Genomic DNA, 13073 nt, shown 5'->3' with positions numbered 1-13073 from the left:
GGTGCTCACACCTCCGCCTTGTCACGAGTGCCGGAGGGGGCGGGCCTGGCCTTGAACATCTCCAGCATCCGGTCGGTGACGACATATCCGCCGACGACGTTCATCGCTCCGAACACCATCGCCGCGAAGGCGAGGACGTAGCCGAGCCAGGTGTGCGACTCGGCCGCGATCAGCATGGCTCCGACGACGACGATGCCGTGCACGGAGTTGGAGCCGGACATCAGGGGGGTGTGCAAGGTCGCGGGGACCTTGCTGATGACCTCGACGCCGACCAGGACGCTCAGCACGAAGACGGTGATCGCGGTGAGGAGATCGAGACTGTTCATGAGAGGGCTCCACTCGTGAGTGCGGCCGTGATCTCGTCGGCCGGGTCGAAGAGCAGTTCGCCGTCGTGCACGAGGTGGCGCAGCAGCGCGACGAGGTTGCGGGCGTAGGCCGTGGACGCGGCGGTCGCCATCGCGGACGGCAGGCGTCCGGCGCCGATGACGGTGACGCCGCCCGCCAGGACCTGCGTCTTGTCGGGTTGGGAGACCTCGACGTTTCCGCCGAGTTCGCTCGCGGCGAGGTCGACGACCACCGAACCGGCCTTCATGGCCTCGACGGCGTCGGCGGTGACCAGCAACGGCGGCTTGCGGCCCGGCACCTGGGCCGTGGTGATCACGATGTCGGTGCGGGCGATGTGCGCGTCCAGCGACGCTCGCTGGGCCTGCTGCTCCGCCTCGGTCAACTCCCGTGCGTAGCCGCCCTGTCCGGCGCCCGATCCGGTGCCTGACGGGTGCTGGATGTCGAGGAATCGGGCGCCGAGCGACTCCACCTCCTCTCGTGCTGCGGGGCGTACGTCGTAGGCCGTGACGACGGCGCCGAGGCGGCGGGCGGTGGCGATCGCCTGCAGTCCGGCCACACCGGCGCCGATGACGAGGACCTGAGCGGGGCGCATGGTGCCTGCCGCGGTGGTCAGCATCGGGAAGAAACGGTCGTACGAGTCGGCCGCGAGCACGGCCGCCCTGTAGCCGGCGACGTTGGCCTGGGAGGTCAGCGCGTCCATGGACTGGGCGCGGCTGAGGGTGCGCGGCAGCAGGTCGAGGCTCACCGTCCGCACTCCGCGCTCGGCCAGTTGTCCGGCCAGGGCGGGGTGGCGCGGCAGTTCGAGCAGGCCGATCAGGGTCTGCCCCGCACGCAGCGACTCGGCGGTCTCCGGGTCCGGCGGGCCGACGCACAGGACGGCGTCCGCGCGTGCGTACAGCTCTTCGGGGGGCACGACCCTCGCGCCGGCGGCGGTGTAGTCGGCGTCGGTGAACCAGGCCCCGGAGCCTGCCCCGGTTTCGATCAGGACTTCAAGTCCGGCCCGGATCAGGAGAGTTACCGCCTCGGGGACGAGGGCGACACGGCGTTCGCCGGGCGCCCGCTCCCGTACGGTGCCTACGGTGACGGTGGGCATGATCTGCTGCCTCTCCCTGTGGTCCGCTGGGTCGCGGACCTCAGAATTCGAAGACGAGCCGGGCTTCGGCCCGTCCGCCGAGGACCTCGTCGAAGGAGTCGTTGACCTCGTCCAGGCGGCGCGTTTCGGCGATGACCTGGGTGCGTCCTGCCGCGTGCAGCGCGAACACCTCGGCGAGGTCCTGGCGGGTGCCGACGATGGAGCCGATGACGGAGATGCCGCCGAGGACGGTCTCGAAGATCGGCACGTTGATCGCGGCGTTGTCGGCGGGCAGGGCGACCATGACCAGGCGTCCACCGCGGTTGAGTGACTTGTAGGCCTGCTCGAACGCCTTGGGGGCGGCGGCGAGTACGACGGCGACGTCCGCTCCGCCGGCCTTCTTGATCTCCTCGACCGGGTCGTGTGTGCGGGCGTTGACGGTCTGGTCGGCGCCGAGCCGGTGGGCCAGGCCCAGCTTCTCGGGTTCCACGTCGACGGCGGTGACCAGTCCGCCGACGAGGCGCGCGTACTGGAGCGCCAGGTGGCCGAGGCCGCCGATGCCGAAGACCGCGACCCGTTCGGCCGGGACCACCTTCGCGACCTTGATCGCCTTGTAGGTGGTGACGCCCGCGCAGGTCAGGGGTGCCGCGTCGAAGGAGCTGACGCCCTCGGGCACCTGGACGACCGCGCCCGCGTTCGCGAGGGCGTACTCGGCATAGCAACCGTCCACGGAGTAGCCGGAGTTGACCTGGCTCTCGCACAGGGTCTCCCAGCCCGAGACGCAGTAGCGGCAGGTGCCGCAGGACGAGCCGAGCCACGGTATGGCGACCCGCTTGCCGGCCAGGTCGGCCGACACGCCGGCGCCGACGGCCTGTACGGTGCCGATGCCCTCGTGGCCGGGGATGAACGGCGGCTGCGGCTTGATGGGCCAGTCGCCGTGGGCGGCGTGGATGTCGGTGTGGCAGAGGCCGGAGGCCTCCATCTTGACGAGCACCTGGCCGGGACCGGGCTCGGGGACGGGCAGGTCCTGGATCTCCAGGGGCTTGCCGAAGTCGGTGACCACTGCTGCCTTCACGATCTGCTCCTCAACTCGTCCTGTTCCCGGGCGCCTTGACCCGGGTCACGAAGTGCAGCCCGTCCCCGGCTGCGAGGGAGAATCCGCCCGGCGTGCCCTCTTCGACGTCCAGCACGTAGAAGGGGCGGCCGAACGCCTCGTACTGTTCGGCGTCCATGTGGAACGTGCAGCCGTCCACGACGCCGACGAGCATGTCGCCGTCTCCCAGGGCGAATTCGCCGTTCTGGAAGCACATCGGGTCGCTTCCGTCGCAGCAGCCGCCCGACTGGACGAACATCACCGGCCCGCCCTGGGCGGCGCACAGGGCCGCGATGGCCCTGCGTGCCGCCCGCGTGGCGGTGACGCGCCCGACGGTGCCGTGTTCGACCTTCTCGGACATGTCGCCGCACTCCCCTAGAACAGCCCGAGCGGCTTGGTGCCATAGCTGACCAGGAGGTTCTTGGTCTGGCTGTAGTGCTCGAGCATCATCTTGTGCGTCTCGCGGCCGATGCCGGAGACCTTGTAGCCGCCGAACGCCGCGCCCGCCGGGTACTGGTGGTAGCAGTTCGTCCAGACCCGGCCCGCCTTGATCGCGCGGCCCATGCGGTAGGCGAGGGCGCCGTCGCGGCTCCACACGCCGGCTCCGAGGCCGTAGAGCGTGTCGTTGGCGATCTCCAGCGCCTCGGCCTCGTCCTTGAAGGTGGTGACGGCGAGGACAGGTCCGAAGATCTCCTCCTGGAAGACACGCATCTTGTTGTGGCCCTTGAGGACGGTCGGCTCGTAGAAGTAGCCGTCCGCGAACTCGCCGCCCAGGGCCCTCCGGTGGCCGCCGGCCAGCAGCTCGGCGCCCTCCTTCAGGCCGATCTCGACGTACGAGGCGATCTTCTCGATCTGCTGCTTCGACACCTGGGGGCCGATCATGGTCGCGGTGTCGAGGGGGTCGCCCTGCTTGATGGCGCCGATGCGCTCCAGGCAGCGGCCCATGAACTCCTCGTAGATGTCCTCCTGGATGAGTGCGCGGGAGGGGCAGGTGCAGACCTCGCCCTTGTTGAACGCGTACAGGACGAGTCCCTCGACGGCCTTGTCGAGGAAGTCGTCGTCCTTCGCGGCCACGTCGGCGAAGAAGATGTTCGGCGACTTGCCGCCCAGCTCCAGGGTGACCGGGACGATGTTCTGGGACGCGTACTGCATGATCAGCCGGCCCGTGGTGGTCTCTCCGGTGAAGGCGACCTTGGCGATGCGCTTGTCGGTGGCGAGCGCCTTGCCGATCTCGGCGCCGGGACCGTTCACGACGTTGACCGCGCCGGGCGGCAGGATGTCGCCGACGACCTCCATCAGCTTCAGGATCGACCACGGGGTCGGAGAGGCGGGCTTGAGCACCGAGGTGTTGCCCGCGGCGAGCGCCGGGGCCAGCTTCCACGCGGCCATCAGCAGCGGGAAGTTGAAGGGGATGATCTGGGCGACCACGCCCAGTGGCTCGTGGAAGTGGTAGGCGATCAGATCCTTGTCGATCTCGGTGATCTCGCTCTCCTCGGCCCGGATCGCGGACGCGAAGTAGCGGAAGTGGTCGGCGGCGAGAGGGATGTCGGCGGCCAGGGTCTCGCGGACCGGCTTGCCGTTGTCCCAGCTCTCGGCGACGGCGAGTTCCTCGCAGTGGGCGTCGATGGCGTCGGCCACCTTGTTCAGGACGGCCGCGCGCTGGGCCGTGGAGGCCTCCCCCCAGGCGTCCTTGGCGGCGTGGGCGGCGTCCAGGGCGAGTTCGATGTCCTCGGCGCCCGACTTCGGGACCTCGCAGACCGGCTTCGCGGTCGCGGGGCACAGGTTGACGGAGTACTGGCCGGTGCTGGGCGCCTGCCACTTGCCGCCGATGAAGTTCTCGTACCGGGGCGCGACGTCCACGGGACTGCCGGGCCTGCCGGGAGGCTCGTACTTCATGATCGTCCCCTTTCCGGACACGACGATCGGGTCATGCTCGAACGCTAGGAGCGGGAACGCTGCAACCACGCTGCATACGGCGCGACCTGCGGCGGGACGGCCAGACGGGAGTCCAGCGCGCGGGCGCGGGCCGCGGCGGCCGCCCGCTGCGCCGAGCCGCCCGGCAACCGGTGGGCAAGGGTCAGCCATGCGGAGGCGTCGGCGGCTCCCCACTCGGCGCCCACCCAGCGACGCAGCAGCGCCGTCTCGCCCGCGGCCAGCACCGCGCCGCGCAACTGCTGTTCCAGACACCGCCGTTGCCCCACCACGACGGGTGCGTCGGAACGCGGAAGGAGCGGACCGGGGTAGCGGGCCAGGGCCTCGGCCGTCCGTCCCGCCGCGAGCAGGTCGGCGACGTCGCCGAAGTCGGTGTGAGGGGTGCACAGGAGCGCGTACGGGCGTGAGCCGAGCAGGTCGGGGCCGAGGACCGCGCGCAGCCGGGTCATCTCGGCGCGCAGCGTGGAGGCGGGCACCTCGTGCTCGGACAGGTCGACGGCGAGCCGTTCCCCGCTCATGCCGTGGCCGGCCAGTGCGAGCGCGACGACGATCTCACTGTGCCGCGGGCTGAGCCGGAGCACGCGTCCGTCGGTCTCGAGCACGGCGCTGTCCCGGCCGAGAGCTCTCAGGCGGGCCCCGGGCGCCCAGGTGTCGGCGCCGGGCGGCGCCGACGGCCGGTGCGCGAGCTCCGCCTGTGCCGCCAGCGCGGCCGCGCGCACCGCGGCGAACGCGGGCGGCGTGGCGATGCTCGCGCCGCCGGTGAGGTCGACGACGCCGAGGACACGGCCGGTGCCGGGGTCCCGCACGGGCGCCGCGGCACACGACCAGGCGTGCGCGGCGGCGCTGTAGTGCTCGCCGGTGACGATCTGCACGGGGCGCGCCAACTCCAGGGCGGTGCCCGGGGCGTTCGTCCCCGCCTGTCGCTCGGACCACAGGGCGCCCTCGGCGAAGTGCATGGCCTCGGCGCGTCCGACGGTCGCGCGGTCACCCTCGACCCACAGCAGGGTCCCGTCCGCGTCCCCGACCGCGAAGATGTGCCCGTCGTCCGCGGCCCCGGTCCCCAGCAGCTCCCGGAACAGGGGCAGCACCCCGGCCAGCGGGTGGGTGCGGCGGTAGGCGGCCAGTTCCTCGGATGTGGTGGGCAGGGACGGCAGCCGGCCGCCGTCGGCCCGTACGTCGGTGGCGGCGCAGCGCCGCCATGACTCGGCCACCAGACCGCGTACGCCCGGCGGTGCCTGGGGCGCGGTGACGAATCGCTCGTGTGCCGCGCGCAGCGCGGGCACCGAGGCCGCGGTGGAAGCGTCCATGCCACCTCCTGTATGCCGTCCTCCTGGTCCGGCCCCACCAGCCTCACCCGCGTGGCGGGCAGGGGTGCAGAGGCCGAAGGGCCCCTGCGGCAGGGCCTGGTGGGCTCACGTCAGGAGGCAGTGGCCACGAGGAGGTGCGGCCGCTATTCCCGGGGCAGCGGTACGTGCCAGGACAGTACGGTGCCGCTTCCGTGCCCGGTGCCCAGGTCCAGCGCTCCACCCAGTTGCTCGGCCCGTTCGGCCATGTTCCGCAGGCCGCTGCGGCGGCCCCCGGGCGGGATGCCCACGCCGTTGTCCGTGACCGTCAGCCGGAGTTCGCGGCCGTCGGTCTCCAGGACGACGTCGGCGCGGTCGGCGCCGGCGTGCCGGGCGATGTTGGTCAGGGCTTCGGAGAGGACGGCCTCGACATGGGCGGCGATTTCCCTCGGTACGTCGGTGTCCAGCAGGCCTTCCATCCGCACGCTGGGTGCGAAGCCCAGCACCGGGGCCGCCTCGCCGACCACGCGCACCACCCGTGCCCGCAGCCCGGTTCCGGCGCCGCCCTCACGGGCCCGCAGACCGAAGATCGTCGACCTGATGATCTTGATGGTCTCGTCCAGGTCGTCGACGGCCCGCACCACGCGTTCGGCGGCCTCCTGGTGCTCGATGAAGCGGCCCGCGCTCTGCAGGGTCATACCGGTGGCGAACAGCCGCTGGATCGCCAGGTCGTGCAGGTCGCGGGCGATCCGGTCACGGTCCTTGAGCACGGCGATCTGCTCGGCGTCCTGGCGGCGTTCGGCCAGTTCCATCGCGATGGCGGCCTGCGCGGCGAAGGCCTGCAGGGGCACGGTCTCCGTCTCCGTGAACATGGGCTGGCCGGCCTTGCGCGCCACCAGGACCACGCCGCGCGGGCCGGGCCCGCCCGTGCCGATGGGCACGGCCACGGCGGGGCCCAGCCCCTCGAAGCGCACGGGCTCCCGCGAGATCCGTTCGTCGTGAGCGGCATCCTCGCTGGTCACCGGCGCGGCCTCGGAAAAGGCCAGCCCCATCAGGCTCCGGTCCATGGGCAGCACGAGGCCGCGGTGCGCCTCGGCATCCATCCCGACGGCGATCTCCACGGCGAGCGAGGGGGTGTACTCCATGGGCAGTGCGACCGCCGCCAGGGCCGACCCCGTGATCTCCCCGGCCCGCTCGGCGATGAGGCGAAGGACGTCGGTGCGCGCACGGCCGGACATCAGGTCGTGGGCGATCTCCGCGTTCGCCTGCAGCCAGCGCTCGCGCAGCCGGGACTCCTCGTACAGGCGGGCGTTGTCGATGGCGACACCGGCCGCCACGGCCAGCGTCGCCAGGACCGACTCGTCCTCCTCGTCGAACTGCACGCCCCCGCGCTTCTCGGTCAGGTACAGGTTGCCGAACACCTGGTCGCGTACCCGGATGGGAACCCCGACGAAGGTGTTCATCGGCGGATGGTGGGCCGGGAAGCCGTAGGACTCGGGATGCTGGGAGATCTTGGCCAGCCGCAGGGGCTCGGGGTGGCGGATGAGCTCCCCGAGGATGCCGTGGCCCTCGGGGAACGGGCCGATCCTGGCGATCTGCTCCTCCGTGACCCCGATGGTGTGGAAGGCCGACAGGCGCTTGCCGTCCGGTCCGATCACACCGAGGGCGGCGTACTCCGCGTCGACCAGCGTCGCCGCGGCCTCCACGATGCTGCGCAGTGCCTGCTCCAGGTCGAGCTCCCGGCCCACCGAGAGCACGGCCTCCAGGAGGCTGTGCACCCGGTCGCGGGTCCCGCGCGCCGCGTCCAGACGGGCCTGCAACTCCTCCAGGAGCTCGTCCAGCCTCAGCTGGGGCAGCCGTACCCGCGCAGTCTGGGACTCCTCAGGGCTTCCCACGCCAGCTCCTCCAGCTCCCCTTGCCACACCGGCGGCCGACCGCCCGGTCATGTGCCACGGTAACGGTCCAGGGCAGGAGACGGTACGGCACCGGCCGGGTTGGCGGGCCCCGTTGGCGGTCAGGCGCGCGGCAGGCGGGCGGCGACGTACTCGGTCAGGTCGAGGAGCCGGTTGGTGTAGCCCCACTCGTTGTCGTACCAGCCGAAGACCTTGACCAGCTCGCCGTTGGCCTGGGTCAGCGGGGCGTCCAGGATGCACGAGGCGGGGTCGCCGACGACGTCGCGGGAGACGATCGGCGCGTCGGAGACCCGCAGGACGCCCTTCAGCGGGCCGTCCGCGGCCTCCCGGTATGCGGCGTTGATCTCGTCCGCGGTCACCGGCCGTTCGAGGATCACGCTCAGGTCGGTCAGCGAGCCGTCCTCCACGGGCACGCGTACGGCGATGCCGTCGAGGGTGCCGGCCAGCTCCGGCAGGACGAGGCCGACAGCCCGTGCGGCCCCGGTGCTGGTGGGGATGATGTTGACGGCGGCGCTGCGGCCGCGGCGCAGGTCCTTGTGCGGGCCGTCCAGGACCACCTGGTCGTTGGTGTAGCCGTGGATGGTGGTCATCAGGCCCTTGACGATGCCGAAGTGCTCGTCGAGCACCTTCACCATGGGGGCCACGCAGTTGGTGGTGCAGGAGGCGTTGGAGACGACGTGGTCGCTGTCGGGGTCGTAGGTGCCTTCGTTGACGCCCATCACGAGGGTGGCGTCGACGCCCTTGCCCGGCACGGACAGCAGCACCTTGCGGGCGCCCGCCCTCAGGTGCGCTCCGGCCTGCTCGCGGGTCCGGAAGCGGCCGGTGGACTCGATGACGACGTCCACACCGTGCTCGCTCCAGGCCAGGGCCGCCGGGTCGCGTTCGGCGGTCACGGCGACGCGGTGGCCGTCGACCGTCAGGGAGCTGTCGTCGTGCTCGACGGTGCGGTGCAGCCGGCCGTACGTGGAGTCGTACTCCAGCAGATGGGCCAGCGCCGCCGGTGAGGTGATGTCGTTGACCGCCACGACCTCGACCGGTGTGCCGGTGCCGCCCTCGGCCCGCTCCAGCACACAGCGCAGGTAGTTGCGTCCGATGCGGCCGAAGCCGTTGATGCCCACGCGTACGCTCATGTCCGTCGCCCTCCCGATCGTCGCCCGGCTGTGTCCGGGGTCTGCGGCCAGACTGCTGACGGCGGGCCGGGCGGGGCTTGGGCCGGACGGGGGCGAGCGGGGGACGTTCGGCCCTGGGTGTCAGTGACCCTGCTGCCGGAGCCGGTCCTGGGCCCGGGTGGCGATGACGGCGGCCTGGATGCGCCGTTCCACGCCGAGCTTGGCCAGCAGGCGGGAGATGTGGTTCTTCACCGTCTTCTCGGCGAGGAAGAGCCGCAGGCCGATCTGCCGGTTGGTAAGGCCTTCGCCGATGAGGGCGAGGATCTCCCGTTCCCGGTCGGTCAGACCCGGCAGCGGGTCGGGTTCCTCCTCGTGCTGCTGCCCGCCGCGCAGACGGGCCATCAGCCGGGTGGTGGCGCTCGGATCGAGCAGTGACTGGCCGGCGGCGACCGTGCGGACGGCGGACACCAGGTCACAGCCGTGGATCTGCTTGAGGACGTACCCGGACGCGCCCGCCATGATCGAGTCGAGCAGGGCCTCCTCGTCGTCGAAGGAGGTCAGCATGAGGCAGGCCAGCTCGGGCAGGCGCGAGCGCAGCTCCCGGCAGACCGTCACGCCGTCGCCGTCGGGCAGCCGCACGTCCAGCACCGCCACCTGCGGGCGGAGCGCCGGAACACGGACCATGGCCTGCTGGGCGGTGGAGCCCTCACCGACCACGGTGATGTCCGGCTCGTCGTCGAGGAGGTCGCGCACCCCGCGGCGTACCACTTCGTGGTCGTCCAGCAAGAAGACCCGGATCGGGCCCTCGGGGCCCGGCCGCTCGCCGTCCGCCATCGAATGCTCCTTGTCCTGCGCTCCGCGCCGGAGTGTCGGCGCCGGTTTCCGAGATTCGCCTCTGACCGCCTGAAGGACCAGGGCCGGTCGGCCCCGATCCCTGCGCCTGTCTCGTTCCTCCGGTACCCGATCGGGCCAATGGCAGACCCGCTCGCGAGCCCCCGGGCCGATCGGACGCGGAAGAGGGCCGAACGGCCCTTACCCCTGGCGCGGCAGGACGGTTCCATGGACGGTCAGCAATGAGCCGCCGACCCGTACGGAAACCTGCCATGCGCCTCGACAACTCCCACCCGGTTCCCGTGGGACCGCGCCTGAGCATCGAGCTGGACAGCGGCGAAGCGCTGCGGCTGCTGGGCAGCGTGTCCGTGGGAAGGATCGTCTTCACACGGCATGCGCTGCCGACCATCCGGCCGGTCAACCACATCCTGGACCACGGTGACATCGTCATCCGCACCCATGAGGGCGCGGCCCTGACCTCCCGAGCGCGCGAGTCCGCCCCGTCGGGCGTCGTCGTGGCCTACGAGGCAGACACCATCGACCCGGCCACGCACCTCGGCTGGAGCGTGGTCGCCACCGGCTACGCCCAGCTGGTGACCGACCCGGAGGAGCTGGCCCGCTATCAGCGGTTGCTGCATCCGTGGGTGCAGCAGACCATGGACTACGCGGTCCGCATCCGGCCCGACCTGGTCACCGGCATCCGTCTCACGGACACCTGGGCCGGCCGTCCGGACGGCGGCTGAGGCGGGCCCCGCGACCGGGACCGACAGCCCCCGCGTCGACCCCAACGGCCCTCGCCCGGGCCGGGGTTCGGCGCCCACGCTGGACTTGGGCCCAGGTCGCCGCGGCGGCGCCACGGGCCGAAGGAGCTGATCGCCATGACGACCCTGGCGGGAACACCTGACCGTCCTGTGCGGGTGAACGCGGTGCTCGACGCGCCGCTGTCCCGGTGGCTGTGGCTGGTGAAGTGGATCCTGGTGATTCCGCACTACGTGGTGCTGTTCTTCCTCTGGATCGCCTTCACCCTGGTGAGCGTGGTCGCGTTCTTCAGCATCCTGTTCACCGAGCGCTATCCACGGTCCCTGTTCGACTTCAACCTGGGCGTGCTGCGCTGGAGCTGGCGGGTGGCGTACTACTCGTACGCGGCCCTGGGCACCGACCGGTATCCGCCGTTCAGCCTGGGCGAGGAGCCCGACTACCCCGCGCGGCTGGACATCGCCTACCCCGAGCGGCTCTCCCGCGGCCTGGTGCTGGTGAAGTGGTGGCTGCTGGCCATCCCGCACTACATCGTCATCGGGTTCTTCCTCGGCGGCTGGCACCTCGGCTGGTGGGACGGCGGACTGGTCGCCGTGCTGGCGGTGATCGCCGCCGTGACCCTGACCTTCACCGAGAAGTACCCGCGGGCCCTGTTCGACCTGATCCTCGGGCTCAACCGCTGGGTGCTGCGGGTGGCCGCCTATGCCGCCCTGATGACGGACACCTATCCGCCCTTCCGGCTCGACATGGGCGGCACCGAACCCCACGAACCCTTCGTGGCCGAGGACCAATCGTGACCACCCCGCTGGTGGGGGTGTTCCTGATCGTGCACGGGCTGTTGCATCCCGGCCTGGGCCGCGGCGCTCGCGCCGGCCTGGTACACGGCGGCGGTGTACGCCGTCGCCGGCGCCGCGGTGCTGGCGGGCTCCGGTTGGTGGCCCACGGCCGCCCTGGTCGCCGCGTCGAGCGGCCTGGTGCTCAAGGCGGTCTGGTTCGACCCGTGGCTGAGCGTCGGTGTGCTGCTGGACGTGGGCGTGATCACCGCTGTGGCCTGTTCGTGGCCCGCCTCCGTGTACTGACCACTGACGACCTGGGGGATCAGTCGTGCGGCACCACCGCGACCGGCGCGGCGGAATGCTGCAGCACCGCGTGGGCCACGGCACCGATGTGACCGCCGATCGAAGTGTGGCGTTCACTGCGGCCCACGACGACCAGGCCCGCATCGCGTGAGGCGTGCACGAGATGACGTCCGGCGCTGCCGATCACGGCCTGTGCGTGCACCTCCACGCCCGGGAACTTGTCCCGCCACGGCCGCAGGGTGTCGGTCAGCGCGTGCCGCACCTGCTCGGCCAGTTCCTCGTTCAGCCCGACGTCCATGGCGCTGCCGTAGCCGTAGGAGGTCGGCAGGCTCCAGCCGTGGATGATCCGCAGGCCGCTTGCCCGGCGCAGGGCCGCCTCGAACGCGAAGCCGATCAGCGCGTCTCCGGGGTCGTCCAGGTCCAGCCCGAGCAGGACATCGCGGTACGGGGTGGTGGTGGACGTGTCGCCCGAGGCGTCCGGCAGATGCTCGTCCTGGGCGCGCTCGCCGGCCCGGACGAGAACGACGGGCCGCTCGGCACGGGCCACGACGGCGAGGGAGACGGAACCGACCAGGAACCCGGCGACGGTGCCGAGACCCCGGGATCCGAGGACCAGCAGGTCCGTCTCCTCCGCGGCGGCCAGGAGGGCCGCGACCGGCCGGCCCCCGGGCTGCTGTGTGGCGATGTCCAGACCGGGGTGGCGGTGGGCGAGCCGGGACTGCGCGTCGTCCAGCAGGGTCCTGGCCCACGTGTGCTGCGTGTCGATCGCGCCCGGGGCGGGAACTCCGGCGAGGGCCGGGATCAGGTGGGACTGCTGTTCCCAGGCGTGCAGCAGGCACAGCGCTGCCCCGCGGTGCTCTGCTTCGCGGGCGGCCCAGTCGGCGGCGGCGAGACTCTGCGGTGAGCCGTCGAGGCCGACGGTGATGGTGGGCATGGGCGGACCTCCTTCGGGGTTGTGTGCCAGTTTCCGGGCGGCGCGGGTGAGGCAGCAGGGGCCTCAAGTCCCTGCCGGGGGCCGGTCGGCCCCCGCACTGCGGGTGCCTGACGCCCGCTCAGGGCGCTTCTCAGGCTGCGAGCAGGGCGGGCCGGCCCCAGCGGCTCCGCAGCGGCCGTGCACGATGTCGTAGGCCGTGTCCAGGGCGCCGATCGCGGCCAGGGCGCCGGTGCGTTCGACGAACCGGGCGGCCGCCTCGGCCTTGGGGCCCTTCGAGCCCGGGGGGAAGCCGCCCGGCGCAGTTCGGCGGGGGTGGCGTCGAGCACGGGGCGCTGCTTCGGGGTGCCGAACGACGTATCTCGTCGGGGGCCTGTCGTACGACACCGGGCGAGCGGCCCTCGCCGGTCGCCTCCGGCCTCCCGCACGTACCGGGCCACCCCGGCGTGGCAAGGACCCGACCGTCCCTCAGACAGGTCCGGTCGGCTCTGATCCCCCCGTCGCCACGGAGTGATCATTGAGTTGGGCGCGGACGCCGGGCCCGGCATCCGAAGGGGCTCCCCCGTCCCCGCCGGAAACGGCGTCCGCGCCAGGGGGACGGCCCTGCGAGGGGCCGTGGCCGCGCGTGGGTCGTCGGCCGCGGGGCGGCGCGCGTGACAACCCCCCCGGGCCCCCCCCCCGCCGCCCGGATGCGGGGGCGGCGGGGAGAGTGGAAAGGGCCGTAAGGGC

Annotated in this window: 13 protein-coding genes and 1 pseudogene; 3 read left to right on the top strand and 11 right to left on the bottom strand. The window is 72.1% G+C overall.

What is annotated here, in order from left to right; all coding sequences use genetic code 11:
- Positions 1-5 precede the first annotated feature (5 nt).
- The 9 genes from ABT254_RS05740 to ABT254_RS05700 form a co-directional block, all read right to left on the bottom strand.
- Positions 6-326, bottom strand: coding sequence for an NAD(P) transhydrogenase subunit alpha part 2 (locus ABT254_RS05740; protein WP_351463972.1), 321 nt, complete (start codon positions 324-326; stop codon positions 6-8).
- Positions 323-1438, bottom strand: a complete 1116-nt coding sequence (locus ABT254_RS05735) for an NAD(P) transhydrogenase subunit alpha (protein ID WP_351463969.1) — start codon at positions 1436-1438, stop codon at positions 323-325. The genes ABT254_RS05740 and ABT254_RS05735 overlap by 4 nt, the downstream gene beginning before the upstream one ends.
- A 40-nt stretch (positions 1439-1478) precedes the next feature.
- A complete protein-coding gene (locus ABT254_RS05730) occupies positions 1479-2492 on the bottom strand; it encodes a zinc-dependent alcohol dehydrogenase (RefSeq protein WP_351463966.1) in 1014 nt (337 codons plus the stop codon).
- 10 nt (positions 2493-2502) lie between these two features.
- Complete coding sequence (locus ABT254_RS05725) at positions 2503-2871, bottom strand: DUF779 domain-containing protein (protein WP_351463964.1); 369 nt, start codon at positions 2869-2871, stop codon at positions 2503-2505.
- A 14-nt stretch (positions 2872-2885) separates the two neighbouring features.
- On the bottom strand, positions 2886-4409 hold the full coding sequence (locus ABT254_RS05720) for an aldehyde dehydrogenase family protein (RefSeq protein ID WP_351464089.1): 1524 nt from the start codon (positions 4407-4409) through the stop codon (positions 2886-2888).
- A gap of 41 nt (positions 4410-4450) precedes the next feature.
- Positions 4451-5749: a transcriptional regulator gene (locus tag ABT254_RS05715; RefSeq protein WP_351463962.1), complete on the bottom strand. Its 1299-nt coding sequence runs from the start codon at positions 5747-5749 to the stop codon at positions 4451-4453.
- Positions 5750-5892: 143 nt separating this feature from the next.
- Complete coding sequence (locus tag ABT254_RS05710) at positions 5893-7620, bottom strand: GAF domain-containing sensor histidine kinase (RefSeq protein WP_351463959.1); 1728 nt, start codon at positions 7618-7620, stop codon at positions 5893-5895.
- Between the two features lie 119 nt (positions 7621-7739).
- Complete coding sequence (gene gap / locus ABT254_RS05705) at positions 7740-8768, bottom strand: type I glyceraldehyde-3-phosphate dehydrogenase (protein WP_351463956.1); 1029 nt, start codon at positions 8766-8768, stop codon at positions 7740-7742.
- 120 nt (positions 8769-8888) lie between these two features.
- A complete protein-coding gene (locus tag ABT254_RS05700; RefSeq protein ID WP_351463953.1) occupies positions 8889-9581 on the bottom strand; it encodes a response regulator in 693 nt (230 codons plus the stop codon).
- A 269-nt stretch (positions 9582-9850) separates the two neighbouring features.
- On the opposite strand from ABT254_RS05700, the gene ABT254_RS05695 reads away from it, so the two are divergent.
- From ABT254_RS05695 to ABT254_RS05685, 3 genes are all read left to right on the top strand, one after another.
- Entirely contained in the window at positions 9851-10321 is a 471-nt protein-coding gene (locus ABT254_RS05695) for a pyridoxamine 5'-phosphate oxidase family protein (RefSeq protein ID WP_351463950.1), read from the top strand.
- Between the two features lie 135 nt (positions 10322-10456).
- On the top strand, positions 10457-11131 hold the full coding sequence (locus tag ABT254_RS05690) for a DUF4389 domain-containing protein (RefSeq protein ID WP_351463947.1): 675 nt from the start codon (positions 10457-10459) through the stop codon (positions 11129-11131).
- Positions 11132-11224: 93 nt separating this feature from the next.
- A complete protein-coding gene (locus ABT254_RS05685; RefSeq protein ID WP_351463944.1) occupies positions 11225-11413 on the top strand; it encodes a hypothetical protein in 189 nt (62 codons plus the stop codon).
- A 19-nt stretch (positions 11414-11432) separates the two neighbouring features.
- Here ABT254_RS05685 and ABT254_RS05680 read toward each other — a convergent pair whose 3' ends face one another.
- Together ABT254_RS05680 and ABT254_RS46495 are read right to left on the bottom strand one after the other, a co-directional pair.
- Positions 11433-12347 (bottom strand): universal stress protein, encoded by a 915-nt coding sequence (locus ABT254_RS05680; protein ID WP_351463941.1) that lies wholly within the window; start codon positions 12345-12347, stop codon positions 11433-11435.
- Positions 12348-12410: 63 nt separating this feature from the next.
- Positions 12411-12697: pseudogene (locus ABT254_RS46495) on the bottom strand (hypothetical protein); the annotation flags it as partial.
- Positions 12698-13073: the final 376 nt, after the last annotated feature.

The sequence above is a fragment of the Streptomyces sp. NPDC001137 genome (assembly GCF_040298885.1).
Classification (GTDB): Bacteria; Actinomycetota; Actinomycetes; order Streptomycetales; family Streptomycetaceae; genus Streptomyces.
This window is presented reverse-complemented; position numbering and strand designations above follow the sequence as displayed.